Annotated in this window: 25 protein-coding genes and 2 tRNA genes; 19 read left to right on the top strand and 8 right to left on the bottom strand. The window is 42.8% G+C overall.

All coding sequences use genetic code 11. The features are described from left to right. Nucleotides 1-116 precede the first annotated feature (116 nt). Complete coding sequence (locus B3V56_RS07115) at nt 117-1301, bottom strand: pyridoxal phosphate-dependent aminotransferase (RefSeq protein WP_289281818.1); 1185 nt, start codon at nt 1299-1301, stop codon at nt 117-119. Between the two features lie 78 nt (nt 1302-1379). Here B3V56_RS07115 and uvrB point away from each other — a divergent pair, with 78 nt between their 5' ends. The 10 genes from uvrB (at nt 1380) to B3V56_RS07065 (ending at nt 10867) form a co-directional block, all read left to right on the top strand. After that, nucleotides 1380-3392 carry an excinuclease ABC subunit UvrB gene (uvrB, locus tag B3V56_RS07110; protein ID WP_289284110.1) on the top strand — a complete coding sequence of 671 codons (2013 nt, stop codon included), beginning with the start codon at nt 1380-1382 and terminating at the stop codon, nt 3390-3392. Nucleotides 3393-3441: 49 nt separating this feature from the next. After that, nucleotides 3442-3518 (top strand) — tRNA-Val (locus tag B3V56_RS07105). 71 nt (nt 3519-3589) lie between these two features. Next, nucleotides 3590-5515: a threonine--tRNA ligase gene (gene thrS, locus B3V56_RS07100; protein ID WP_286305092.1), complete on the top strand. Its 1926-nt coding sequence runs from the start codon at nt 3590-3592 to the stop codon at nt 5513-5515. Between the two features lie 3 nt (nt 5516-5518). Beyond that, the gene (infC, locus tag B3V56_RS07095; RefSeq protein WP_289245000.1) at nt 5519-6037 is read left to right on the top strand and encodes a translation initiation factor IF-3; all 519 of its coding nucleotides are present in this window, start codon (nt 5519-5521) and stop codon (nt 6035-6037) included. A 34-nt stretch (nt 6038-6071) separates the two neighbouring features. Then, nucleotides 6072-6269 carry a 50S ribosomal protein L35 gene (rpmI, locus tag B3V56_RS07090; protein WP_007145589.1) on the top strand — a complete coding sequence of 66 codons (198 nt, stop codon included), beginning with the start codon at nt 6072-6074 and terminating at the stop codon, nt 6267-6269. Nucleotides 6270-6285: 16 nt separating this feature from the next. Next, a complete protein-coding gene (rplT, locus tag B3V56_RS07085; protein WP_286305091.1) occupies nt 6286-6645 on the top strand; it encodes a 50S ribosomal protein L20 in 360 nt (119 codons plus the stop codon). A gap of 107 nt (nt 6646-6752) precedes the next feature. Further along, nucleotides 6753-7790, top strand: coding sequence for a phenylalanine--tRNA ligase subunit alpha (pheS, locus tag B3V56_RS07080; protein WP_286305090.1), 1038 nt, complete (start codon nt 6753-6755; stop codon nt 7788-7790). Nucleotides 7791-7806: 16 nt separating this feature from the next. Then, nucleotides 7807-10182 carry a phenylalanine--tRNA ligase subunit beta gene (pheT, locus tag B3V56_RS07075; RefSeq protein WP_289284109.1) on the top strand — a complete coding sequence of 792 codons (2376 nt, stop codon included), beginning with the start codon at nt 7807-7809 and terminating at the stop codon, nt 10180-10182. A 39-nt stretch (nt 10183-10221) separates the two neighbouring features. Next, a complete protein-coding gene (gene ihfA / locus B3V56_RS07070; RefSeq protein WP_091711658.1) occupies nt 10222-10518 on the top strand; it encodes an integration host factor subunit alpha in 297 nt (98 codons plus the stop codon). Then, nucleotides 10502-10867 (top strand): MerR family transcriptional regulator, encoded by a 366-nt coding sequence (locus tag B3V56_RS07065; protein WP_286305088.1) that lies wholly within the window; start codon nt 10502-10504, stop codon nt 10865-10867. Before ihfA ends, B3V56_RS07065 begins: the two co-directional genes overlap by 17 nt. A 169-nt stretch (nt 10868-11036) precedes the next feature. Here B3V56_RS07065 and B3V56_RS07060 read toward each other — a convergent pair whose 3' ends face one another. Then, on the bottom strand, nt 11037-12047 hold the full coding sequence (locus B3V56_RS07060; protein ID WP_289284108.1) for an HpcH/HpaI aldolase/citrate lyase family protein: 1011 nt from the start codon (nt 12045-12047) through the stop codon (nt 11037-11039). A 276-nt stretch (nt 12048-12323) separates the two neighbouring features. Between B3V56_RS07060 and B3V56_RS07055 the strand changes: the two genes are divergently transcribed. From B3V56_RS07055 to B3V56_RS07045, 3 genes are all read left to right on the top strand, one after another. Continuing rightward, the gene (locus tag B3V56_RS07055) at nt 12324-13214 is read left to right on the top strand and encodes a pyruvate, water dikinase regulatory protein (protein ID WP_286305086.1); all 891 of its coding nucleotides are present in this window, start codon (nt 12324-12326) and stop codon (nt 13212-13214) included. A gap of 8 nt (nt 13215-13222) precedes the next feature. Further along, on the top strand, nt 13223-15589 hold the full coding sequence (gene ppsA, locus B3V56_RS07050) for a phosphoenolpyruvate synthase (protein WP_289282961.1): 2367 nt from the start codon (nt 13223-13225) through the stop codon (nt 15587-15589). A gap of 109 nt (nt 15590-15698) precedes the next feature. After that, nucleotides 15699-15775: transfer RNA gene (locus B3V56_RS07045), tRNA-Pro, on the top strand. 166 nt (nt 15776-15941) lie between these two features. On the opposite strand, the gene B3V56_RS07040 is transcribed toward B3V56_RS07045, so the two are convergent. The 3 genes from B3V56_RS07040 to B3V56_RS07030 all read right to left on the bottom strand — a co-directional run bounded on the left by B3V56_RS07040 (nt 15942) and on the right by B3V56_RS07030 (nt 18100). Beyond that, nucleotides 15942-16943, bottom strand: coding sequence for a phage integrase (locus B3V56_RS07040; RefSeq protein WP_289285068.1), 1002 nt, complete (start codon nt 16941-16943; stop codon nt 15942-15944). Between the two features lie 427 nt (nt 16944-17370). Continuing rightward, the gene (locus B3V56_RS07035; RefSeq protein WP_289284106.1) at nt 17371-17658 is read right to left on the bottom strand and encodes a hypothetical protein; all 288 of its coding nucleotides are present in this window, start codon (nt 17656-17658) and stop codon (nt 17371-17373) included. 1 nt (nt 17659) lies between these two features. Then, nucleotides 17660-18100, bottom strand: coding sequence for a helix-turn-helix domain-containing protein (locus B3V56_RS07030; protein ID WP_289284105.1), 441 nt, complete (start codon nt 18098-18100; stop codon nt 17660-17662). Between the two features lie 44 nt (nt 18101-18144). On the opposite strand from B3V56_RS07030, the gene B3V56_RS07025 reads away from it, so the two are divergent. From B3V56_RS07025 to B3V56_RS07000, 6 genes are all read left to right on the top strand, one after another. Then, complete coding sequence (locus B3V56_RS07025) at nt 18145-18375, top strand: hypothetical protein (RefSeq protein ID WP_289284104.1); 231 nt, start codon at nt 18145-18147, stop codon at nt 18373-18375. 28 nt (nt 18376-18403) lie between these two features. Next, entirely contained in the window at nt 18404-18802 is a 399-nt protein-coding gene (locus B3V56_RS07020) for a LuxR C-terminal-related transcriptional regulator (protein ID WP_289284103.1), read from the top strand. Nucleotides 18803-18825: 23 nt separating this feature from the next. Further along, on the top strand, nt 18826-21546 hold the full coding sequence (locus tag B3V56_RS07015; protein ID WP_289284102.1) for a toprim domain-containing protein: 2721 nt from the start codon (nt 18826-18828) through the stop codon (nt 21544-21546). Between the two features lie 21 nt (nt 21547-21567). After that, nucleotides 21568-21753 carry a carbon storage regulator CsrA gene (gene csrA / locus B3V56_RS07010; RefSeq protein ID WP_289284101.1) on the top strand — a complete coding sequence of 62 codons (186 nt, stop codon included), beginning with the start codon at nt 21568-21570 and terminating at the stop codon, nt 21751-21753. Between the two features lie 47 nt (nt 21754-21800). Then, the gene (locus tag B3V56_RS07005) at nt 21801-22619 is read left to right on the top strand and encodes a hypothetical protein (protein ID WP_289284100.1); all 819 of its coding nucleotides are present in this window, start codon (nt 21801-21803) and stop codon (nt 22617-22619) included. Nucleotides 22620-22913: 294 nt separating this feature from the next. Further along, complete coding sequence (locus B3V56_RS07000; protein ID WP_289284099.1) at nt 22914-23159, top strand: hypothetical protein; 246 nt, start codon at nt 22914-22916, stop codon at nt 23157-23159. 423 nt (nt 23160-23582) lie between these two features. On the opposite strand, the gene B3V56_RS14735 is transcribed toward B3V56_RS07000, so the two are convergent. From B3V56_RS14735 to B3V56_RS06990, 3 genes are all read right to left on the bottom strand, one after another. Then, nucleotides 23583-23843, bottom strand: a complete 261-nt coding sequence (locus B3V56_RS14735; RefSeq protein WP_414673348.1) for an ogr/Delta-like zinc finger family protein — start codon at nt 23841-23843, stop codon at nt 23583-23585. A 25-nt stretch (nt 23844-23868) separates the two neighbouring features. After that, nucleotides 23869-25797, bottom strand: coding sequence for a hypothetical protein (locus B3V56_RS06995; RefSeq protein WP_289284098.1), 1929 nt, complete (start codon nt 25795-25797; stop codon nt 23869-23871). Between the two features lie 197 nt (nt 25798-25994). Then, nucleotides 25995-26978: a phage portal protein gene (locus B3V56_RS06990; protein ID WP_289283320.1), complete on the bottom strand. Its 984-nt coding sequence runs from the start codon at nt 26976-26978 to the stop codon at nt 25995-25997. Between the last annotated feature and the right edge of the window lies 1 nt (nt 26979).

Below are 26979 nucleotides of genomic sequence, written 5' to 3'. Positions count from 1 at the left end.
CCTGCGACCCAATGATTAACAGTAATTTGCTCTACCAACTGAGCTATCGGGGAACAGAAAGATGGCTATTCTAGTGGCTTGACCTGTATAGGTCAAGCCTAAATTTGAATAATTTTTTATGCAATAAATTCAGCAATACGAATCAGTGCGTTACGAAGGTTTTCTTCGCTGGTCGCGATTGAAAGACGAATGTGGTTTTTCAATCCGAACGCAGAACCAGGCACAACAGCTACGCCTTTTTCTACTAATAGGGCTTCGGCAAAATCCATATCGTCCTTCAGTTCAGTTTTGTTTTCCAATACACCGGCGATGCTTGGGAAAACATAAAACGTACCGTCTGTTTCTAATGAATCCACGCCAGGCATTTTGTTTAATTCAGAAACGACATAGTCATGACGTTTTTTGAACTCAGCTAACATGGTTTTAATGCATGACTGATCACCGTTCAATGCTTCTACGGCTGCTGCTTGTGAGATAGATGCTGGGTTGGATGTGCTTTGCGACTGTACTTTTTTCATTGCAGCAATTAATGGTGCTGGGCCAGCTGCATAACCAATACGCCAGCCAGTCATTGAATACGCTTTGGAAACGCCATTCATAACCAGTGTTCTATCATGTAGATCTGGGCAGGCATTCAAAATATTGCAGAACGGTTCGTCAGCCCAGTAGATATGTTCATACATATCATCAGTGGCGATAAAAATGTTTGGATGTTTGCGTAACACTTCACCTAGTGCTTCCAGCTCTTTCAGACTGTAAGCCATGCCAGTTGGGTTAGATGGGCTATTGATAACGAACAGTTTGGTTTTATCTGTGATCGCCGCTTCTAATTGTTCTGGTGTGATTTTGAACTGATTTTCCTGACCGGCTTTGATAATTACGGGTACGCCGTCAGCAAGCAGTGTCATATCCGGGTATGATACCCAGTATGGTGCGGGGATGATGACCTCATCACCTGCTTCAATGAAGGCTTGAGCCAAGTTGAAAAAGCTTTGTTTACCACCGACGGAAACTAGGACTTGATTCGCGGCATACTCGAGCCCATTATCTCTTGAGAACTTTTTGATGATGGCATCTTTCAAATCTGCTGTGCCATCTACGGGCGTGTATTTTGTTTTGCCGCTGTGGATAGCTTCAATGGCAGCTTGTTTGATGTGTTCAGGAGTATCGAAGTCGGGTTCGCCTGCACCCAGACCAATAACATCTTTGCCCTCGGCTCTCAGCGCCGCAGCGCGTGCTGTGATTGCCAAAGTCGGAGACGGTTTGATGTTTTGAACACGTTGGGAGAGCTTGATAGTCAAAATCTTTCCTTCATTTAACACGGTAAATTGATAAATATCTCAATAATATACGCCAAACATAATCGATGCTAAAGACGTATGAGTAAACATTTTCAGCTAGTCAGCGAATTTTCTCCTGCCGGGGATCAACCAACTGCAATCAAGACTTTGATTGAAGGCTTGGAAAACGGTGAAATGTGGCAAACCCTGCTTGGGGTAACAGGTTCTGGTAAAACGTTTACCATTGCCAATGTTGCGCAAGCTCTGGGGCGGCCGATGATGGTTCTGGCCCCTAATAAGACCCTGGCCGCGCAATTATACAGTGAGATGAAAGATTTCTTCCCCAATAATGCGGTGGAATATTTTGTCTCTTATTACGATTATTACCAGCCGGAAGCGTACGTACCATCCTCAGATACTTTTATTGATAAGGATGCGTCGGTCAACGAGCAGATCGAACAGATGCGCTTGTCGGCAACCAAAGCTATGTTGGAAAGACGTGATGCGATTATCGTATCAAGTGTGTCCTGTATCTATGGTTTGGGTGAAAAAGATGCATATCTTGAGATGGTGTTACATCTGGTTCAGGGTGATGTCATCAGTCAGCGGGATATTCTGCGACGTTTGACCGAGTTGCAATACAGCCGTAACGATGTCGAATTGCATCGAGGTACTTATCGGGTGAGAGGGGAGGTCATTGATATCTTCCCGGCAGAATCTGAGCGTGATGCAGTAAGAGTTGAGTTATTCGATGATGAAGTCGAACAAATCAGCTACTTCGATCCTCTGACAGGTGAAATTCTACAGCGGGTGAACCGCATTACCATTTACCCGAAAACGCACTATGTCACACCACGCGATAACCTCTTAAAAGCCGTCGATGCCATCAAAGAAGAGTTAAAAGAACGACTCGAACATCTCAATGCTGACAATAAGCTGGTCGAAGCACAACGTTTAGAACAACGCACCCGCTTTGATATCGAGATGTTGCTGGAGCTGGGATATTGCAACGGCATTGAAAACTATTCCCGCCATTTATCTGGACGTGGGCCGGGGGAAGCACCGCCAACCTTATTTGATTACTTGCCTGACGATGCGATTCTGGTGATCGATGAAAGTCACGTGATGGTGCCGCAGATAGGTGCGATGTATAAAGGCGACCGCTCTAGAAAAGAGACCTTGGTCAACTACGGTTTTCGACTTCCTTCTGCATTGGATAATCGGCCTTTGATGTTTGAAGAATGGGAGAAGTTAGCCCCACAAACGATTTTTGTTTCGGCGACACCGGGTAAATACGAAAATGAACACTCCAGCACCATCGTCGAACAAGTGGTTAGGCCAACAGGACTGGTCGATCCACAAGTCGAAATTCGGCCTGTTGGGACACAAGTCGATGATGTCTTATCTGAAATTAACAAGCGTGCTGCTATTGGAGAGCGCGTATTAATTACCACGTTAACCAAACGCATGGCAGAAGATCTGACCGAGTATCTACGTGAGCACAATGTAAAAGTGCGTTACTTACATTCTGATATCGATACCGTAGAGCGGGTAGAAATTATTCGTGACTTACGGCTGGGTGAATTTGATGTGCTAATCGGTATTAACCTACTACGAGAAGGTTTGGATATACCGGAAGTCTCATTAGTAGCAATACTGGACGCTGATAAAGAAGGTTTCCTTCGCAGTGATCGCTCTCTTATTCAAACAATAGGTCGTGCAGCAAGAAACCTGAATGGTCGAGCTATTTTATATGCCGATGAAATCACGGGCTCTATGAAGCGCGCGATTGATGAGACTGATCGTCGTCGGGAAAAACAGATTGCCTTTAACGAAGAACATGGCATTACGCCACAGGGCATAAAAAAAGCGATTCGAATGGGCATGGATGAGGCTATGTCCAAACCAGCCAATGATAAATATGCCGCAGAAGTCGCTGAAGAGCAGGCCAAGTATGTCTCACTCACGCCACAGCAACTGGCTAAACGAATTCAGCAGATAGAAAACGCCATGTACAAACATGCGCAAAACCTTGAATTTGAAGAGGCTGCCAAGCTACGTGATGACTTGGAACATCTAAGGAAGATAGCCTTGGGTCCGGCCGCTGTTTAAAGGGCTTGCAATCTGTCAGTAGCTGCGTATAATTTCGCAGCTTCACGGCAGGCACGTAGCTCAGTTGGTTAGAGCACCACCTTGACATGGTGGGGGTCGGTGGTTCGAATCCACTCGTGCCTACCAGATATTCAAAAGCGCTTAGGCGCTTTTTTGGTTTTTAAGGCCCTTTGTATCGGCCACAACCAGGACTTCATATGATTTCAGTAACACTTCCCGACGGCTCTCAACGCCAATTCGATCATCCCGTGTCTATCCATGATGTTGCCGCTGATATTGGTACTGGCTTAGCCCGTGCTGCATTAGCCGGTAAAGTTGATGGCAAGCTGGTTGATACGTCATTCGTCATTGAACAGGATGCTGAGGTAGCCATCATTACTGAGCGTGATGAAGATGGTCTGGATGTCATCCGTCACTCTACATCACATCTAATGGCTCAGGCTGTAAAACAGCTCTATCCTGAAGCACAAGTCACCATCGGTCCGGTGATTGAAGATGGCTTCTATTATGATTTCTCATATAAAGAAGCGTTTACGCCGGATGATTTAGCTAAGATCCAGAAGCGTATGGAAGAGATCGTGAAGCAAGATCTTCCAGTGGTTCGTGAAGAAATCTCTCGTGATGCGGGTATCGAGTTATTCCGTGATATGGGTGAAATCTATAAAGCTGAAATCCTGGAAGATATTCCGCAAGGCGAGACTTTATCTATCTATCGCCAAGGTGATTTTGTCGATTTATGTCGTGGTCCTCACGTACCAAGCACAGGTAAGTTAAAAGCCTTCAAATTGATGAAATTGGCGGGTGCATACTGGCGTGGTAACTCTGATAACGAAATGTTACAACGGGTATACGGTACTGCCTGGCAAGATAAAAAAGCCCTTAAGGCTTATTTACATCGTCTGGAAGAAGCTGAAAAGCGTGACCATCGTAAAATCGCTAAGAATCTTGATCTATTCCATTTGCAGGAAGAAGCCACAGGCATGATCTTCTGGCACGATAATGGTTGGCAGATTTATCGTGTTGTCGAAAACTATATTCGTGACGTGTTACGCAATAATGGTTATCAGGAAGTGCGCACACCTCAGGTTGTCGATCGCACTTTGTGGGAAAAATCAGGTCACTGGGATAAATTTGGCGATATGATTTTCAGTACCCATTCAGAAAATCGTGACTATGCCGTCAAACCAATGAACTGTCCTTGTCATATTCAGATTTTTAATCAAGGTCTGAAAAGCTACAGAGATTTGCCACTACGTATGGCTGAATTTGGTTCATGTCATCGCAACGAACCGTCAGGTACTTTACATGGCCTGATGCGTTTACGCGGATTTACCCAAGATGATGCGCATATTTTCTGTACTGAAGATCAAATTCAGTCAGAGGTCGCCACTTTTATTGATTTATTACACGAGGTTTATGCCGACTTCGGGTTCAATGAAATCATCGTTAAATTATCGACTCGTCCTGAAAGTAGAGTAGGGAGCGATGAGGTATGGGACAAGGCTGAACATGCCCTAGAACAGGCATTAAATGCCGCAGAATTAGACTGGGACCTACAGCCAGGTGAAGGCGCATTCTACGGACCAAAGATTGAATTCTCATTAAAAGATTGTCTTGGCCGTGTGTGGCAGTGCGGTACTATTCAGGTTGACTTCTCAATGCCTGGTCGTCTGGATGCGACATATGTCGCAGATGATGGCAGTAAACAAGTGCCAGTTATGCTGCACAGGGCAATACTTGGTTCTTTAGAAAGATTCATCGGTATCTTAATAGAAGAGTATGCTGGCGCCTTCCCAACATGGCTTGCACCTAAGCAAGTGGTGGTGATGGGAATCAGTGATAAACAATCTGAATATGTCAGAAATATCACCAACAATTTGCAGAAACAAGGATTTAGAGTCGATTCGGACTTGAGAAACGAGAAGATTGGCTTTAAAATACGCGAGCACACTTTACGTCGCGTCCCCTACTTGATTGTGGTGGGTGAGCGTGAAGCAGAAAATAATGCCGTGGCAGTACGCACTCGAAAAGGCGAAGACCTAGGTGCAATGCAACTTGAGGACTTTGTTGGCTTGCTACAGAAAGATGTTGCGAGTCGCGGTCGAATAATTATAGAGGATTAGAACATCGCTACAGATCAAAAAAGGCTGAATGGAGAAATCACAGCCAAAGAAGTACGATTAACAGATTCTAATGGTGAGCAAGTGGGCATCGTTACGCTGAAAGACGCGTTAGAACGAGCCGAACAAGCTGATCTGGATTTGGTGGAAATCGCGCCACAAGCGAGTCCACCAGTATGCCGTATCATGGATTACGGCAAGTTTTTGTTTGAAGAAGGCAAGCAGAAAGCGCTAGCTAAGAAAAAACAAAAACAAATTCAGGTGAAGGAAGTTAAATTCCGACCTGGAACAGAAGAAGGGGATTATCAGGTAAAACTACGCAACCTGATACGTTTCCTAGAAAGCGGGAACAAAACTAAAGTCAGCCTCCGATTTCGTGGACGTGAAATGGCGCATCAGGACTTGGGTCTTAAACTACTTGAACGAGTTGCAGAAGATCTTAAAGAACTGTCTAGCGTTGAACAACGACCTAAGAAAGAAGGGCGTCAAATGATTATGGTTTTGGCTCCAAACAGTAAAAAATAACTATATAAACTTTCAATGCGGAGTTGTTAATTCAATGCCTAAATTAAAAAACCATAGTGGTGCTGCTAAGCGTTTTAAACGCACTGGTAGTGGAAAATTCAAGCGCTCACAAGCTTTCACTAGTCATATCCTGACCAAAAAAAGCACTAAGCGTAAACGTCAATTACGTTCTACTCTGACAATCTGTAAAGCAGATCACATGTCAGTTCGTAAAATGTTGCCAAACCTGTAATTGAGGGAGTTTTCTAATGCCTAGAGTAAAACGCGGCGTCACAGCACGTGCTCGCCATAAAAAAGTTCTTGACCAAGCAAAAGGGTATTACGGTCGTCGTAAGAACGTATACCGCGTAGCTGTCCAAGCAGTCACCAAAGCAGGTCAATATGCTTATCGTGACCGTCGTCAGAAAAAACGTAATTTCCGTACTTTATGGATTGCACGTATCAATGCTGCTGCACGTGAGTGTGGATTGTCTTACAGCAGAATGATCGATGGTCTGAAAAAAGCTTCTATCGAAATCGATCGTAAAGTGTTGGCCGATATCGCTGTACATGATGAAGCTGCATTTGCTGCACTTGCAGAAAAAGCGAAAGCTGCACTGGCAAACTAATATCGTCGGTTTATTGATTAAACCTACGTGTTTGCATGTAAGTAGAAAAGGGCCGCCAAAACGGCCCTTTTTTGTTTCTGAATATTGTTCCTCAGGTGGGGGTAATAATGGCTGAACTGGACACACAGTTAGAAGCTTTAAACGACATTGTTGAGTCTGCGAAAGCAGCAATTGCAGAAGCGAATGATAATCGGGCTTTGGATAACGTTCGCGTTGAGTTTTTGGGTAAGAAAGGCAAAATCACGGCTTATCTGAAAGGATTAGCCAATGTGGGCGTTGAAGAGCGACCTATTATTGGTAAGTCGGTAAATATAGCTAAACAAGATGTGTCAGCGCTCATCGATGCCAGAAATAAAGCACTAGCTGAAATTGCAATGGAAGCTGCTTTAGCAGCAGAAACTGTTGATGTGACTTTACCTGGTCGCAACAGCGAGGTGGGTGGTTTACATCCCGTCACTCGTACACTACAGCGTATAGAACGTTACTTTAAGAATATTGGTTTTGATGTGGCGGAAGGCCCCGAAATCGAAGATGGTCATCATAACTTTACTGCGCTTAATATTCCTGAGCATCACCCTGCTCGTGCTATGCATGACACATTTTATTTTGACGCAGATAAATTATTAAGAACACATACCTCACCGGTGCAAATCCGTGTGATGGAAGAAGAACAGCCACCTTTACGTCTGATTGCCCCGGGCAGAGTGTATCGTTGCGACTCAGACTTAACCCACACACCGATGTTTCATCAGATTGAAGGGTTGATGGTGGATGAAAATATCAGTTTTACTGATCTGAAAGGTATCTTGTCAGACTTTCTGCAAGCATTCTTTGAAAAACCATTAAAAGTACGTTTTCGTCCTTCGTATTTTCCGTTCACCGAACCTTCAGCTGAAGCAGATATCGAGTGCGTAATCTGCGGTGGAGAAGGTTGTCGCGTATGTAGTCATACCGGTTGGATTGAAATACTTGGCTGCGGCATGGTTCATCCGAATGTATTCAAACACGTCAACATTGATAGTGAAAAGTATCTTGGCTTTGCGTTTGGTCTCGGTGTCGAACGTATGGCGATGCTGCGATACGGCGTCAATGACTTACGTATGTTCTTCGAAAACGATTTACGTTTCCTGAAACAATTCAGTTAAGCGACGAGATAAGACAATGAAGTTTAGTGAAAAATGGTTAAGAGAGTGGGTAAACCCTGCACTTGATACAGATGCATTAGTTGATAAACTCACTGGTGCTGGTCTCGAAGTTGATGCCGTAGAAGCTGTGGCAGGCGAGTTTTCAGGCGTCGTTGTGGGGCAAGTGACCTCTGTCACACCGCATCCGGATGCCGATAAGTTACGTCTCACAAAAGTTAATGTGGGTGGTGAAGCGTTACTGGATATTGTTTGTGGTGCAAGTAATGTTCGCGAAGGATTGAAAATACCTGTTGCGGTCATCGGTGCTGTTTTACCTGGTAACTTTAAAATTAAACAAGCCAAACTGCGTGGTGTGCCATCGTTTGGTATGTTGTGTTCATCAAAAGAATTAGGCTTGGCGGAATCTGCTGATGGTTTGATGGAGCTTGCTGATGATGCACCTGTTGGTGAAGATTTTCGTGTTTATTTGGATTTAGATGATAAGGCAATCGATATTGATCTCACACCCAATCGTAGTGATTGCTTAAGTGTCGCGGGTGTAGCACGTGAAGTCGGTGTACTGACTTCAGAAGATATCAACGCTGTCGCATCTGAGCCTGTCAGCGCAACCTCTTCCAAAATTTTGGATGTTAAAGTTGAAGCTACTACTGCCTGCCCACGATATCTGGGACGCATCATCGAAAATATTAATCCAGCAGCAGAAACACCTGTGTGGATGCAAGAGAAGCTCCGCCGCAGTGGGTTAAGAAGTTTGGGACCTGTGGTTGATGTGACCAACTATGTCATGCTCGAATTAGGGCAGCCTATGCATGCCTTTGATTTGGGTAAGATTGAACAATCAATTAATGTGCGTTTATCTAAACAGAGTGAAAAGCTGACCCTGTTAGACGGCCAAACAATCGATACGCAAGCAGATACCTTATTGATTTGTGATGCTGAAAAGCCAATAGCCTTAGCTGGTGTTATGGGTGGGCAAGACTCTTCAGTGAGTTCACTCACCACCTCTCTGTTCCTAGAGTCAGCTTTCTTTGCACCAGAAGCTATTGCTGGTAAAGCGCGAAGCTATGGTTTGCATACAGATTCATCACATCGCTTTGAACGAGGGGTGGATCCAGAATTAGCTAGCAAGGCTATGAATCGTGCAACATCTTTATTGCTTGAAATTGTGGGTGGTGAAGCTGGCCCTGTTGTTGAAGCATCTAGCGAGAAAGATTTACCGAAAACAGCAACGATTCATCTTCGTTCTGACAGAATCAAACGAGTGCTTGGCCTTGAACTGGACGGTAAAACAGTGGCTGAACAATTAACAAGATTAGGTTTGGCTGTTGATGTCGTTGACGATGGCTGGCAGGTATCAGTCCCTTCTTTTCGTTTTGATCTCTCAATCGAAGTGGATTTAATCGAAGAGTTAGGCCGCTTGTATGGCTACGATAATTTGCCTAATACTCGTCCGCAGGGAACCGTTTTAACAACTAATATTACGGAGACATTGACACCGGTTGAGCGGTTGCAAAACCTCATGGTTGACCGTGGTTATCATGAAGCTGTGACCTATAGTTTCGTTGAGCCTAAAATCCAGCAGTTACTCGCACAAGACGACTCAGCACCGATAAAATTGGCCAACCCCATTTCGTCTGATCTTTCTGTGATGAGAACATCACTCTGGCCCGGCCTGGTACAGGCAATGGTTTATAATGCTAATCGACAGCATGATCGGATTCGTCTATTTGAGGTAGGACGTGTCTTCAAAGGTACTTTGAATGATATTGCACAACCGCGTCAAATTGGTGGTTTAATATACGGCAGTAATTATGCCGAACAGTGGTCGCAGAAACCACGTGAAGTGGACTTTTTCGACATCAAAGCTGATGTGGAAGCATTGCTTGCTCTGGGTGGTGGTCAAGTAAGATTCGAGAAAGAATCTCATCCAGCATTACATCCAGGCCAATCTGCACGTGTCTATAAGAACGATGAAGCTATTGGTTGGCTAGGCGCTATCCATCCAAAACTAAACAAATCACTGGATATTGATGGGAAGGTCTACGTTTTCGAGTTAAGCCTGAATGATGTCGTTGATTCTGTCGTTCCCGAGTTTGAGACACTGTCAAAATTCCCAGCATTGCGTCGTGATTTGGCTCTTTTGGTGGATGATGCTGTCAATGCTGGTCAAATTGAAGATTGCTTGAGTGAGATCGATTCTGATATTCTTAAGTCATTTCAATTATTTGACGTGTATAGTGGAGAAGGAGTCGAGCTTGGCAAGAAAAGCTTGGCAGTGGCCTTTACACTCCAGCACAAAGAGCGAACATTAACAGACGATGAAGTCGACTCATTGCTTAAAACTGTGACAGAAACCCTGTCGCAAAAGCTTAATGCAACGATAAGATCTTAACATCGCTTAATAAACAATAAGAATTAATTTGAGGTAGACATGGCACTGACTAAGGCCGATATGACAGAACAGTTGTACGATGAATTAGGTTTCAACAAACGTGAAGCAAAAGAATTAGTTGAAATGTTTTTTGAAGAAATTCGTACGGCATTAGAAAAAGGTGAACAAGTAAAGTTATCTGGGTTCGGTAATTTTGAATTAAGAGATAAAAGTGAAAGACCAGGTCGTAACCCAAAAACTGGTGAAGAAATCCCAATAACAGCCCGTCGCGTGGTCACGTTCAGACCCGGACAAAAACTGAAGGCAAGGGTGGACAATTATGCTGGAAGCAAGTAACAACAACGAACTCCCTGTAATACCGGCGAAACGCTATTTTACGATTGGTGAGGTCAGTGAGTTGTGTGGTGTAAAACCTCACGTTCTTCGGTACTGGGAACAAGAATTTTCACAACTTAAACCGGTTAAACGTCGAGGTAATCGTCGTTATTACCAGCGTCATGATGTTGTGTTGATTCGTGAGATTCGTGGCTTGTTATATGAGCAAGGCTTCACCATCGGTGGTGCCAGACAGCAATTGGGAACCGATGCAAAAGCGAGTGCATCTGCTGATAATCAAACTGATCAAAAACAGCTCGTAAAAGAGTTGCTGAAAGAACTTGAAGATTTAAGAACGTTTTTAAACTAATTTCTCATTCATTCTTTTCAAATAAAAAAGCCCGTACAAAGTTCTTGTACGGGCTTTTTTATTTAACTGAATGATTTTTGGCTAGTCTGTATTGTGGGTATTTAACTTGTTAATAGCATGACAAGAATAATGTATGGTTAATTTCATATCTAGCTATCTAATGTAGTCCTCATGGTGTGCAATTATTCTGACTAAAAAACTGTTGTTGCACAGGTTTTTCGAGAGGAATACCAGCTAAATAGGCCTGTTGAATTTGTTGCCAGTAATAACGATACGAAGCTTTGTCATACAGTTTTCCGTTCAGCTGAATAGGTGCCCAGTTGTGTTGTTGCGCTGATAGTAAAACCTCACTGGCTAGTTGGAGCTGCTGTGGGTTAGGACTCATAGCCCCTATAATAGGTTTGATCTGAGCAGGGTGAACACTCCACATCCTCATAAAGCCGAACTGATGGCGGGCTCGATAGGCATCATTGTAGGTTTGTTGATAATCTTTAATCGCTAAGGTGACATTATGTGAGGCAATACAACCAGAGGTTATCGCTGCACTGATAATCTCAGTTTTTGCTTTTACGATTAACGCATGTTCGAACTGTAGAGGGCTCCGCATCGCTTCATCCGTTATCACACTCTGATGAGCACTGATGTAGTCCATAATGCCAAAGTCGAGCACTTCAACTGGCTCCATCATGGCAATCTTGTTGACATCACCTAAGGCGCCATGGGTTTCAATCAAAACATGTATTGGCAGCGGTTGCTGAAGGCTATATTTCTGTGAGGCTAGCTGGATGTATTCAAGCATCATCTCAACTTGAGTCGCATCCTGCGCCTTGGGAAGTGTTATGTAACGAATGAGATCTCTTGCCCCAGATAATAAAATATCGACTTCCTGTTTCCAGACAGGCTCATTGAACCCATGGATACGCACACCTGCCATTTTATGGATGTTATGTTCGCTATTGAGAAGCTCAACAATCATATTGGCGTGGGAAATTTCTGTCCCCGTTGCTGCACCATCTTCGCAATCACAAGTTATGTCGAAAACAGGGCCATACTCAGCTTGAATCGCAAAGGCTTTGAGTAGTGTGTGACGGTTACCTGCAAAGTGTTCACATACCGGTATCACTGGAAGTGGTGCCTCTTCATTGACAAGCGCATCATTGGGATGAATCAAGGTACTCATTTATATATCTATCCTAGATAGGCCCTTTCCCTCGGGCCAGTTATCATAAAGTGTCTGATTGTCAAAAGTATAATATATCGATTAAGTCTGGTTTTTAGTTTAAAAAGATGCGATTATTCACGGTTTTGGTTGCCGTATTTTCGTTTTGAAAATGATCCCACAGGTCTTTTTGATATGACGAGTAAATACGGTATGGTCTGAATTGAGTAAACAGTGTTTTGTCTTAACGCAAAATTTTTGTTGATCAATTCCTGTATTTCGGCACATGATTAACACATGACAGAAACAGAACTACAATATTCTGAACAAATACGGAAAGTGTTCTTTGTATCAGACCGCACCGGACTTACTGCCGAATCTTATGGAAAGTGCTTGTTGGCTCAATTTCCTGATCTCGAGTTCGAAACCATCACACTGGCCTTTGTAGACACCCCAGAAAAAGCATTACAGGCCAGAGAGAAAATAAACGAAACCAGCTTAGAGTCTAATCTCAAACCCGTTGTTTTTAGCACTTTAGTGCATGATGATGAGCAATACATTATCGAGAGCGCCAACGCTTGTGTTATTAGTTTGTTTCACAGTTATATTGGCTCATTGGAAAGTTTCTTTGGTGTTGAGTCATCACATAAACAAGGTGTCTCGCGAATTGCATTTAGCGATACCACATACCAGCGCAGATTAGACGCCATTGACTTCGCTCTGACGCATGATGATGGTGTCAGACCCGATCATTATAATGATGCCGATGTGATTCTTGCTGGTGTGTCACGTTGTGGTAAGACCCCTACAAGTCTTTATCTGGCAATGAACTTTTCACTCAAAGTGGCGAACTATCCTTTGACGCCAGAAGACTTGTCTTCAGATGAATTACCTCAGTGTTTATTGGATAATATTGATAAACTGGTCGGGCTAACAATTAAGCCCGTACCATTAAGTCGTATCAGACGCCAACGCCGGCCCGGGAGTGAATACGCCTCTCTGGAAATTTGTCAGGCAGAATTGACACAAGCACAATCTATGTTCGATAAAGCGGGAATTGCCGTTTTCGAAACAACCGATACTTCAATCGAAGAAATCTCAAGCCGTGTAGTACGTGCACTGGGCTTGGGCCGGGAGCGAGTAAGAGAGTCGGTTTTAATGTTTAATAAATCTATAAAAGCAAGGTAGTTATAACTATGTCGGAATATGTTATCTCTCTGGATAAGCTATGCATGGAGGATGTCGGCAGAGTAGGTGGTAAAAACGCCTCATTAGGTGAAATGCTGCAAAATCTCGCCCCTCTAGGAGTCGATGTCCCAGGTGGCTTTGCCACAACAGCGGATGCTTACCGGGAGTTTCTTCTGCACGATGGACTCCAGAGTAAAATCAATGAACGCTTGCGTGAGCTGGATGTCGATGACGTCACTGCTTTGCAAAAAACAGGTCAGGAAATCCGTGATTGGATTATGACTATTCCTTATCCAGAAGCGATGGAAAAAGCGATAGACGAAGCTTATGCCGCGCTGGAAAAAGAATACGGTCCTGAAGCAAGCTTTGCTGTGCGTTCATCAGCAACGGCAGAAGATTTACCTGATGCTTCTTTCGCGGGACAACAAGAAACATTTCTTAACGTTTCAGGCTTAGCAAACATCAAAAAAGCGATTCGTGAAGTGTTTGCATCATTATTTAATGATCGTGCTATTGCGTATCGTGACCACCAAGGCTTTGATCATAGTGAAGTCGCTTTATCTGCTGGCATCCAAAAAATGGTGCGTTCTGATATTGCAAGTGCCGGTGTTGCGTTTTCTCTTGATACAGAAAGTGGCTTCCGTGATGTTGTCTTCGTTACTGGTAGTTATGGCCTGGGCGAAATGGTGGTGCAAGGTGCTGTCAACCCTGACGAGTTCTATGTTCATAAAAATACTCTAGAAGCCGGTCGTCCATCAGTTTTACGTCGTACAGTCGGTCATAAAGCCATTAAAATGATTTACTCTGGGGATGCTTCATCTCCGGTGAAAACGGTGGATGTTGATGCAGAAGAACGCTTACATTTCTGCTTAACTGACAAAGAAGTTGAGTCTTTAGCGAAAATGGTTGTCACCATTGAGAAACATTATAAGCGTCCTATGGATGTGGAATGGGCTAAAGATGGTAATGATGGCCGAATTTATATTGTTCAGGCGCGTCCTGAAACAGTGCAAAGTCGTACCAAGAAAAACGTTCGTGAAACATTCGTTCTGAAACAAGAAGGTGAATTACTTTCTGTTGGCCGCGCTATTGGCAGCAAAATTGGTCAAGGCAAAGTGCGTTTACTAAACAGTCTCGATCAAATGAATAAATTCCAAGAAGGTGACGTTCTGTTAACAGACATGACAGATCCAGATTGGGAACCTATCATGAAACGTGCTTCTGCGATTATCACTAACCGTGGTGGTCGTACATGCCACGCGGCTATCATCGCTCGCGAATTAGGTATTCCTGCTGTTGTAGGCTGTGGCGATGCGACTGAAACCATTAAAGAAGGCACAGAAGTCACTGTCTCTTGTGCTGAGGGTGATGAAGGTAATATCTATGCTGGCTTGCTCGAATTCGAACATCGCGTAGAAGAACTCGATAATATGCCTGAGTTGCCAGTCAAGATTATGATGAACGTTGGTAACCCTGACCGTGCATTTAGCTTTGCACAATTACCAAACAAAGGTGTCGGTCTGGCTCGTTTGGAATTCATCATCAACAATATGATCGGTATTCATCCAAAAGCATTGATGAATGCAGATGAGATGGAAGGTGAAGTTAAACAAGCGATTAAAGAACGTACAACTGCTTATGGCGACCCAGTAGAATTCTATATAAGCCGTATTGCAGAGGGTGTCTCAACCATTGCTGCTGCATTCTATCCTGAGACAGTCATCGTGCGTATGTCAGACTTCAAATCAAATGAATACGCCAATCTGATTGGCGGTACATTATTTGAGCCTGAAGAAGAAAACCCAATGATCGGTTTCCGCGGTGCATCGCGTTATTCATCAGACGATTTTGCTGAATGCTTCAAACTTGAAATTGAAGCAATGAAGCGCGTTCGTGATGAAATGGGCTTAACTAATGTTGAATTGATGATTCCATTTGTTCGTACATTAGACGAAGCTGAGTCAGTCGTTAACTTACTAAAAGAAAACGGACTGGAGCGTGGCAAAAATGGTCTGCGTCTAATCATGATGTGTGAGTTACCTTCAAATGCTGTGATGGCAGATGAATTCCTTGAGTTCTTCGATGGTTTCTCAATCGGTTCAAATGATATGACTCAGTTAACACTGGGCTTGGATCGTGACTCAGCATTAGTAGCGGGTTCATTTGATGAACGTAATCCTGCTGTATTGAAGATGCTGGATATGGCCATTACCGCGTGTAAAAAAGCGGATAAATACGTCGGTATTTGTGGTCAAGGACCTTCAGATCATGAAGATCTTGCAGAGTGGTTATTAGAACGTGGCATTAGCAGTATCTCTCTGAATCCGGATACTGTTGTGAGTACATGGCAGGCTTTAGCTGAAAAGCACGTTTAAAAGTAAAAAAGCGAGTGTCCGGCCTGTTTTTTCAGGCCGGGCTTTGCTAATATAGCGACCTCGTCAATCTGGCTGTCTCAAGCAATCTATAGGTTGACACAAAAATCGTCGGGGCATGGCGCAGCCTGGTAGCGCACTTGCATGGGGTGCAAGGGGTCGAAGGTTCAAATCCTTCTGTCCCGACCAATTTAATCAGTAAATAAAACGATTTATTCCACTATAAAAAAGCCTGTAAACCCTTTATAAATGAGAGTTTACAGGCTTTTTTGTTTCTGGCTTTACTCACTTAATTAATACAACCATTTTTCATTAATTGGCTGTTTTTGGACTTTTTACAGCCATTTTACAGCCACTATAAATTGGCTAATGGATTCAATTCGATGACATCGCGGAAATGAGATGGTGATAGGTGTGCATATCTCATTGTCATTTTTATATCAGTGTGACCAAGGATATTTTGCAGCGTGATGATATTGCCATTGTTAATCATGAAGTGGCTTGCAAAGCTGTGTCTTAATACATGCGATAGCTGACCTTTGGGAAGGGTGATATCAGCTCTTTTCACTGCTTTCCTGAATGATGAGTAGCAATTCGTAAAAATTCGCTCTGACGGCTCACACAGGCGGCAGAAATCTAGTAGATCATTGTAGAAAGTTTCATCCAGCGGGAGGCTGCGAGTTTTCTTCCCTTTTGTTTTTTCAAAAGTGATCAGGTTTTTCCCGTGTAACTGCTTTCTTGTTAAAAACATAGCTTCACCCCAGCGAGCCCCCGTTCTTAAGCAAATATTGGCCACATACCAGGTTGAAGGATTTTGACAGCCTGTTTTTATTGATTCGAGCAGGTCCTTGATCTGTTTTTCTGATAAATAGGTCAGCTGTCGTTCCTGAAGCCGAAGCTTATCCAGGTCCTTTATAGGATTTTCATAATTAATGACACGCAGCTTTCTTAATGTGTTGTAAACAGCAGATATAGCACTATGGATATTGTTAAATGTTTTCTCTGAGAGTGGAGGGTTATCTTCATACAGACGTTTGTATCTGTATTTAACCATCATTTCTGGTGTCAGCATGTGGCCAATAGGATTGCCCATTTCAACGGCTGCAGTTTTCAGTTGGTTCAACAGCTTTTCTTTCTGAGCCAGGGTTATACCGTGATATTTATACCAGATATTAATCAGCTCTAGCAGAGTCCTTGGATCAGTAATTTTTATCGGTAGCTGCTTAATCCCGACTATGTATTCTCGTTCAAACTGTAATGCCTCTGCCTCAGTATTAAACTGCTTTCTTACTCGCTTCAGACCTTTCCTGTTTACCAAGCACAGCCATTTTCCATTTTTTTGTTTTGTTACAGACACTTAATCATTCCATTTAGCAAAATAGGGGGTGATTAGGCAAAGAATGTCTTCAAATCTGGAAAGGCCATCGGAAAAGTGTATTTTGTGAAAGGTTTTGATTGCCTTGCACTGTTAGCGCTTTAAAATCAGTAATATATAAACAATATCTAGATAAAATTTACCGTAAGATTAGCGTTAGATTACCGTAAGGCCCTTACACTGAAATCTTGCACTAATCTTACGTTTTCATTACGTTTTTAAAAGACGCGTAACTTATTAAATACACAACACTTTTCTGTGTTTTATTGAAAATGACCTTACGGTAATCTTACGCAAATCTTACGTTTTGTGTAATTTTGGAAAGTGTTGATATAGCTAGCTTTCAGAGGCGTTTTCTAAAGGCCTTTCACAAAATACACTTTTCCGAGGGCCTTTCCTAAATCTGGACTTATTTGCTCTTAAACATCTTTCTAAACTCAAGGCGAGAAGAGACCGAATTGGCCAGCATTTCTTCATTACCTGGTAGTTCGCTTAATACCTTAGAAATAAGTTTTGTTTGAGGGGCGTTTGAAAGCTCACCCACACGTTTTAGTAGTGTACGAATTAACTTCACCGCAGCTTCTGTTTCACCTTGTCGATGAACCCAGCACGCCATAGCGAAGCTATCTATAAGTAAAATGCGATCGTCGGTTGGGACTTTTTCGAAAGCCGCATAGAGTGAATCTCTGATATCCATATCATTCTCCTAAGGGAGGCCAGTTTTTAATGAGTCGTTGTCGTATATCTAATTCAAGCCAGGTCTTTTCATCTTCTGAAGCCTGAGCCATCCAGTTATCAATAGCATCCATGATTCTATTCATGCGTGGATCATTGCTGTTATAGACCGCCGGTATTTCAGAAACACCTATGGCTGAAGTATCACAGAACATACTGCCAATACCATTAATTAACCAATCGATAGAAACGCCTAATTTAAGGTTCATTTCGCGCAAAAGTTTCGCGCCAATTGGAATCTCATCGTAAAGACTGTGTTTTATTGTTCTTTCTGAGACGCCAGTTTTCTCAGCTAAATCAATTGGTTTCAGGTTTAACTTGGTCATTACAAGTTGGAGCCTTAAAATTTCACCACTCTTTTTGTTGCCAAGCCCTTTTTCAGGCGTTACTGTTTTCTCTGTCATCGCTTGTTATCCCCCGATAACGTGGATTATATAGGAGTTTCATCATGAATGACGCCAAATCAAAGTCTTTAGCCCAGTGTGGTTTTCGCCACTATGCACCCATCCGAAACCTGATAGACGACATCGTAAGAGCCGAAAATAGTGAGTTCACGCTTGTCATGAGACAGCTAGTAAATACAGCCCTTCAAGAAAAATATGGCGCTCGTATCGTCGGCAATGAAATTGTTGATAGAGGCCGTATTCCCAGCCTGACTAAAGTATCTCAAGCAAGCTAACACCATAAAATTGGTGTTGAAACCCAAAATGAAGAAGCTACACGCTGTTGTTATTGATAAAGGGCCACTGAGTAAAACCGAAGCCATCACGCTCGGTTACCTATGTGAGGGCTACACCCGCATAGAAATAGCCGAACAAAAACGCTTCCGTTCACGCAGTACGATTAACCGACAAGTTGAAAGCATCGCCTATAAGCTCGAAGCCAGAAATCAGGCTGAAATTGTCAGCACAGCCATCGCTCTCAATATGGTCAGGCTCGAATTTAGAGAGCCACATAGCCTGCTCAAAAAGCTACTACTGGTATTAGTGATGACCAACATCACCGCCGGCCATATTGATATGCGTCGTGGCCCACGTGCACCCAGACCAGTAAGAACAGTCCGTGTCACCAGCCGTGTGTTACGCACAGCCAGACAATACCCATGAACCACCCCGAACGGATCTCACCCATGCCGCATTACGATCTCAATCCGCAAATTATCGAGCTATTAAAGGCCGAGTTTGATATGAAAGAAGACGGCCAATATCTCAGAGGCCGCTGCCCAGAGTGTCAGAAAAAAGAATTATGGACCTGGTTAGATCGACCAGGCCGCATCCAATGTAACCGCTCAAATAAATGTGACTTCACCGCCACCACAAAAGAACTATTCCCCGAGCTATTTGAAAAGCTCAACGACAAATACCAAGCCACCCAAGAAAACCCCAACGCCACAGCAGACGCCTACATGTCGCTACTACGTGGTTTTAATCTTAATGAGATAAAAGGCTGGTACGAACAAGGCAACTTCTGGTGCAAAGGGGCGGATAAAGGCACTGCCACCGTCCGTTTTTTTCTCGATAACAACAAAACCATCATGTGGGAACGCTTTGTAGAAAACGTCCACATCACCGATGAAGAAGGGGAAACCACCACCCGTAACAAACACTTCAAAGGCTTCTTTAAAGGCCTATGGTGGAAACCGTCAAGTGTCACCATAGAGCCCGGTGACGAAGTCTTCTGGTGTGAAGGCATTATCGACGCCATGTCACTCAATGTTGCTGGCCATAAAGCCGTGGCCATCATGACATCTGGCATGTTCCCAGAAAAAGCCATTCAACCTTACCTGGGCAAAAACATCACCTGGGTGATCGCCCTTGATAATGACAAAACAGGCCGAAAGTTTCTCACCAAACACGCCGAACGCCTGCGAGACATGGGCGAAAAAGTCAGCGCCGTTATGACCAGTGCCGGCGAGTCAAAAAAAGACTGGAACGACCTCTACAAAGCCAACCGTCTCACCGACAAAGACATGGACGAATATCGCTATCTCGGTAGTTTAGAAATGGCGACTACCTACCGCGAAAAAGCTCAGCTTATCTATCAGCACCGGTCGCAGGATTACTTCATCTTCACCTACCGAAACCGCACCTATGCCGCCAACGTAGACCAAACTGTCTATAAAAAAGGCCAATCCATGTACTGGTCCGGCATGGCCAAGCTGGATAACGACCACATGACAGAAGAACAAATCAAAGAAAGTAGGGAACAGGCCAACCAACACCAACTTTCAGAAGCCGATAGCCATGCCTTTAACCAAGCCGCCAAAATACGAGAAATCGCCACCTTTACCATGCACTTTCTCTACTTCCAGCAGCCAGACAATGGCGAAGACGGCCAATACTTCCTTCGCCTGCGTTTCGGTAATGGCTCAGATGAACAACAGCTCCCATTCACAGGCAAAACGCTATCCACTGCAGGTGACTTTAAAAAAGCCGCCATGCACAAAGCCCCCGGCGCTCAGTTTGTCGGCAACCAATCAGACATGGACAAACTCTATCGCGCCTGGATGACCCACATCCCCAAAGTCGTCCGCACGCTCGACTTTATTGGTTACGACAAAGAAACCAAAGCCTACGTGTTTAATGACTACGCCGTGTATCAAGGCAAGCTCATCGAGCTGAATGATGAATCCTTCTTCCAACTCAAAAAAATAGGTGTGAAAACGATGGTCGATATCAAACAAACCATTAACACAACATACAACCCCAAATGGCTAGACGACTACATTCAAGCCTTTAGTGTTAAAGGCGTCGTCGCCTTATCATGGTGGTTCGGTTGTTTATATGTAGAACAAATCCGCCAACTCTCCCGTTCCTATCCCTTTATGGAAGTCGTCGGTGAAGCGGGCAGTGGTAAATCCGACATGGTCGACTTTCTCTGGAAGCTGCTCGGCAAAGAAGGCGAATCATTCAACCCCAATGCCAGTACTTTACCCGGCCGTACCCGTAAAATGGCCGAAGTCAGCAACCTTCCCGTTGTGTTTAATGAAACAGACAACGAACAAGTCGCTGCAGACCACCACCTAAAACGCTTCAACTGGGATGAACAAAAAGACCTGTTCGACGGCGAGTTTGGCCGAGTCACCGGCATCAAGTCGCAAGACAACAGCACCAAAAAGCCACGTTTTAAAGCGGGCCTCATGATAGTGCAAAACATCCCCGTTAATGCCTCAGAAGCCATCACCAGCCGTATTGTGCACTTAGAGTTTGACCGCAGCCACCACTCACCGGCGGGTAGACAATCTTCAGACAAACTCAACATGATGTCGCCCAACGAATGCAGCGCCTTTCTCATTCACGCCTTAAAGCAAGAAGCCAACGTGCTAGACACCTTTAAAACCAAGCTCAGCTTTTACCGTGACAAACTCATGGCCAACGACAAAGTAAAGCTACAACGTATCGTTGAAAACCACGCCAAGCTACTCGCTTTACTCGACTGCTTAAAAGCCGTCTTACCCGACATCCCAACCACCGTCATGGAAGAAGCCAAAACCCTGATAGAAACCATGGCCGAAACCAGACAAGACTCACTTAATGAAGACCACCCCATCGTCCAGCAATTCTGGGCGCAGTTTGACTACATGGACACCCGCGTCCGTGAACTACCCGAAGGAAAACACATCGATGAAGAACACCAGCTCAATCACAGTGTCACACCAGACACATCAATCGCCGTTAACCTCGAACACTTTCACCAACAATGCAAGCTGCACGACCTGCCCATCATAGATAACAAAGAACTTCGCCGTAAATTACCCGGCAGCAAAAAACCAAAATACAAAAAGAATGAAACAACGCACTCAAAACTGCTCAGAAAATCGATACGCTGTTGGATTTTCGAGCGCCAATAACCCAACAAGGAGACGTTAGTTATGCTCATACTCACAAGAAGAATCGGCGAAAGCCTCATCATTGATGACGATGTTAAAGTTCACGTTTTAGGTGTCAAAGGCAACCAAATCCGTATTGGCATTGATGCACCCGAAGATATCGAAGTGCATAGAGAAGAAATCTACAACCGCATTCATGCAGAGAAAGATAAGGATGATCCAGACTAGGAGAGGGCATACAATCACGGTATGTCACTCACAAGGAAAGTCGGAAAATGGAAGAAGGTGAAACAAAGCAAACTGGCCAAGGGGATGTTAATAAATCAGAATCCAAACGAGAGAAATTAAGAAAGGTTTCTCAAGAACCTTTTATTGGTGATCAACCAACAGATTTGCTGCATACCCGCCGTAATTTGCTGTTAATTTCTTCGATAGTGATATTTAGCTATTTCACTGGTTTGGAAATTAACCCCGAACGTTTGAAATATTATTTCGCTGATGATGCTAATGCCGTTTTTCATATCAACTTGGCTGCACTATTTATTATCAGTTACCTTTGGGTTTCTTTTTCATGGAAATATACTGACTTTTATGACACGCAGTTAATTCTGACTACTAAGGGTATTAAGTTCATAAACAAGGTGAGTGTGCCTATTGGTACTGATGTAGAAGTCCCAGATTTGAATGAGAACTACTCGATATATCCTTGGTGGAAACAGATGGAACAAATAGTTAAATATAATAATGAAGTGTTTATTACTGCTGCATCTGAAGTAAGCAAGTTCTCAAAATCTCTAGCTGAAGAACAGTTAAAAAAAGTAAATGAAAGCTCTAGCACTCTAGGTTCTAGGCTTGATGATTTGAAATACAAAGTTGGTACTGTCCAAGATAGCCTTAGAAGAATTACGGAACACAACCCTTATCAAGAACGGGTCGATAAAGCTATGGAACACTTCGGTCGCCATTTTTGGCAATGTATTCACAGCCAAAAAATACGAGTTTCCATCTTGGAGGGATGGTTGCCTTTACTGCTCGGAGCTTTGGCTTTGTCGATTTTGATTAATCAAGTCTTTACAGAGATAGGTTGGCTTTAATCTCATGAACCAGAAACAACAAATTGACAACCCACCACGAGCGGCGTAATTTAAAAAACGCACTGGCAAAATCCAGTGCCGCAGCCTGACAACTGCGAGTGTGACTTGTACCGCTGAAACGCGGAGACGCGTTTTTTTATGCCTGCTGATCTATGGTGGGTGTGCGTGGGGAGGCCTTGTGCCTGCCGGTCTTTTTCGGTAACGGGTCCACCGGTTTGTCAGCCCTGCGCACGCCCATCACCCACAACTGACAATGTGTGTGATGGATTTTATTCGAAAGAAAAGGATCCCGTTATGCAAAATACACAAGACCAAATCACCCAATTCATCAGTGCAGACATCAAGCCCGAACTTCAACGCCAAATTTACATGATGACCATCGGCATCGACGCCCTGGACTGCATCAGCAAAATCGTCCCCGACGCCATGGATAACGACCTCATCGAAGGCGAACAACTCGGCCACCTACTCAAATGCATCGAGTACAGCCTGCTAAACACCCAACGTAAACTCATCCGCACAATCGGCCTAACCGATTAAATAAAAAAGCCTGCCAATCAATTGTTTGGCAGGCTTCTTCACTTTTTCTCAATTATCTATCGAAACAGCAGTACACATATCATGAATGTAAAAGGATAAAAGATATTTGAGTTTGTTTTATAAATATGTGAGGTGTTTCGCGTTTTTGATTTATGTGTTGTTGACGCTCAATTGTGTTCTCATATATTTGTATAGATGGGTAGTACAAAAATAAAAATAAGGAGCTAACCCGTGGATCTTTTAATTCCAGCTTTGCCGGCTTTCATTATCATTATTTTATCAGTGTGCAGTATTAGTTTAATTTATGCATTTGCACATGACATAAAACATAAAATACCGATGTCCCAGTTTGAAGTCTCTTTAGTTCAAATGGGTACGCTCTCATTTTTGACTTTATGGTTCTTAGTCTTACCGCTTTTTAGACTAGTTATTGAATAAATCTCCCTGAAGCAAAGCTTGTCTTTCGCTCAGAGTCAGGTTTTTTAATAAACTGATCGCCATTTGACGAGTGTTATTAATCGGCGGGTTTAAGTCGTGAGAATAGCCTAGTTTCATCACAAATGAAGCACCACAACCGCCCTCAAGATTCGTGCACTGGCAATACAGATCTTTCACCGTATGAGACAACGCATTAGTCGAACTAATAATGGCTTTTTGATGGCAGTGTGGGCATTCAACTCGCATAGATTATTTTTTTAGATCTAGCTCATCAATCATCACAAAACTCGTTAGAGTAATATTTATTAGGCTTTTCTGATTTATTAACATTTATCTCTCCAGTCCTTTCTAATACCCTACCTGCCCAAGCAGAAACCTTTTGTATTGTGCAACCTACTGAATCCGCAACTTCTCTAGCTGTCATTGCTTCATCTTTTTGTAGTTGAGATATCAATCCTAATATTCTAATTTCTACCTCAGCAAAATTACCACTACTGACTGGTGCTTCTTGATGAATTATCTCATCTAGTTTTGTGTCATCCTCAAAGCAACGTTTGATTTTGAATTGCTGTACTTCAGTTTCAGAATAAATGCGACCACATTCGGAGCATTTATAACTTTTTTGTTTTGTTCCTAGGAAGTAACCATCAAACTCAGAAATTACTGGATCATATATAAATCTGATTGGAGTATATTCATCTTTCTTATCGGCATATTTGATCCCAAATTCTAAGCAAACATCATAGTCAATTGAGTAAAGGTTATAACTTCCTCCGTGTTTGGAAACTACATTGTCAGAAATAAAGTGAATCATAAAATTTTCACAAAGTACGTTTAGATATTCTTTACGAATTGGATCCAACATGAAATGGCTCGCGGCACGATCAGGATACTTATTTTTTTCTGCTTTGGCCTTTTCGAGAATTTTGTTCCAAATATCAATATTGTAGCCAGGCACCAGTTTTTTCTTGATGCTTCCAGTAAACTGTTTTTGATATGTTTTTCTTGCTGTACTGATCCCGTAGTTGATCTCAGATAAGCCTATCCGGCCATCAGATGAAGACATTGCTTGAGAAAATGCATTTTGGAGTATCATTCCTATGGTGCGTGATACCCCTAATGTCTCTCTGGTGATTCTGTATAGAATATCGTTAAAATCTGCCTTGAAAATGTCAGAAAGAGATAAATCTGGACAGAATTTCTCTATTCTTTTCTCTATTAAATTTTCGACGAATGATTGTGTTTTATTAATCGCAGCAATGGCACCATTATATCGATCTGCATATTCATTGAAATCCAGAGGTATAGGATATATGTCTCTACCAATAATAACTTTTTCACCAAAATCATATCTATCAGTAATTACTCCTAGCTTGAAAAACATACCAATTTTTGAACCTAGAAAAGATTTAAGTAAAGTGCTAAATCGTAATTGTGCCGCAGCGTTAAGATCAGAATATTCATCGATAAAAACATAAATTGAGTCAATATTTGCTTTTTTCTTGATCGTGTTAATTCTATTTAGAAATTCTTGGGCATTTAACCCTTTTATTTTTTGTATTGTTCTAGACTGTTCAACAGATTCTTTATCTGAGAGGTTACTTTTTAGTTTGGGCTTATTGGAAAGCTCGACACCAAGATCTATATCACTCTCTTGTTTATGGCTGGTTTTTTCATCATAGATTTTTGAGGAGGCAATTGTTTCACCCTCTATTAAAACTTTTTCAATAAGTTCCAAATCATTTAATGTAGGATTTTCACGTTGAAAAAAAGCCAGGTATTTATCATCGAACATCAGATATAACTGTTTCTTTAGAGAATCAATCAGTTGTCTTATGAAATGTGTTTCGACTGATGTAATTTCGTTATCGTTGTCAAAAAGATCATTACATGTGCTAAGGTCGACGTAGATAGGAAGTACTTTTCTATTTCCGAGAATGTGACTATCTGATTTTAATTTTGGTGCTATAGATTTTAGACACTCGAAGTACCCTCTGAGTAAGTTAGTTGTCTTTCCAGTGCCTCTTCTTCCACTAATGAAACTGTCTTGTTTTTGAAGCAAGCTCTGTAAAATACCAAAAAAATCAATGAAGTATTCTTCAAGATCTCCAAGTTCATCAATGTTGTCTAGTGTAATGTAGTCAGCACGAAGTATTGAATCAAAGGCGTTTCTTAGTTTGTTTTTTTGCGAAGTGTTCATAAGAGATTCCATTCTTCGGGAGTAAAAAATTGTCATTCACAAGAAATTGCATAAGGTAGTTGTGTTAACTATAGTATGACATTTAATTCATGTTTAATTAATTCTTTTTATACAGTGAGTTAGTGTGCAGGATAATCTATATTACTTGGGATTGTAGCTAGTCATGTAGTTCTACAATATAGTTATTGGGATTTTATTCACAGCTCAAACTTCCAATCCGGCTCTCTAAAATTCACCACCTGTTTACCCAATAATTCATTCAATTCTAAAAACGGCTGCTGCATTGCTCCGACTTCTAGCTCGTGATATACCCGCATAATCTTTTCCATATCCCCAAAGCCGCTATTACTTTCTGGTATCACACCAGATAAACCTGGATACATCCGGTGCATGGAAAGGATTTCACCACGGGTAATGTTTTTGATGCGTTCAAACTCATCCTTGGTACCAATATCACCCACGGGGATGATCTTCACCGGTTCTTTGGCGTTGGTTCTTTCGATATTGAGGTGCATCGATCGGAAGTTACCGGGGCCTTTAGATTGCGATACCTGGTCAGAGAGTATCTGTAGATCATCTTCTTCCAGGCCTGTATCGGAGGTTAAGAAGATATAGCCCATGTGAGCCCCGTTTTTATAGTACTTACGGCGAAACAGGCCAGCGTCTTCACTGAGTAAAACGGACTGTATGCCGCCCATATATTCCGGTATGCCATAGATGCTTTGCATCACGTCATATTCATTGATTTGAATGACTTCATCGGGGGCGAATTCTATTTCGCTGCCATCGGATAACAGCTTGAAAAATACACCAGGCTTTTTACCCCGACGCATAGCAATGGAGGGTAAGTGGCCCAGCCGAACAGGGCGGCCAAAGCCATTGGTGAATATTTGCACATAGAACATGCCAAACACTTCAAAATCTAACGCGATTTGTTTTAGTGTGCTGTAGCTCAGCATTTTGGATGGTTCAAACCATTTTAAAATCATGTTTTTCTTAAAATGGAGAATGCTGTTGTGATGCGAATTTGCCCCACGGGTTTGGGCCAGGCCATTGAGGCTCACAGGTGGTACCCAGTATTTACCGCCCAGGTCAGTAAACACACCGAGATAATCGGTCATCTTGTTATTAAGTACTGGCTCGGGATCGCCAAAGGTAAATTGAATTTTGGTGTCTGACATG

The sequence above is a fragment of the Methylophaga sp. UBA2513 genome, from assembly GCF_002341285.1.
Lineage (GTDB): Bacteria > Pseudomonadota > Gammaproteobacteria > Nitrosococcales > Methylophagaceae > Methylophaga > Methylophaga marina.
Note: the sequence above shows the minus strand (reverse complement) of the source record. Positions and strands in the feature narration are given on the sequence as shown.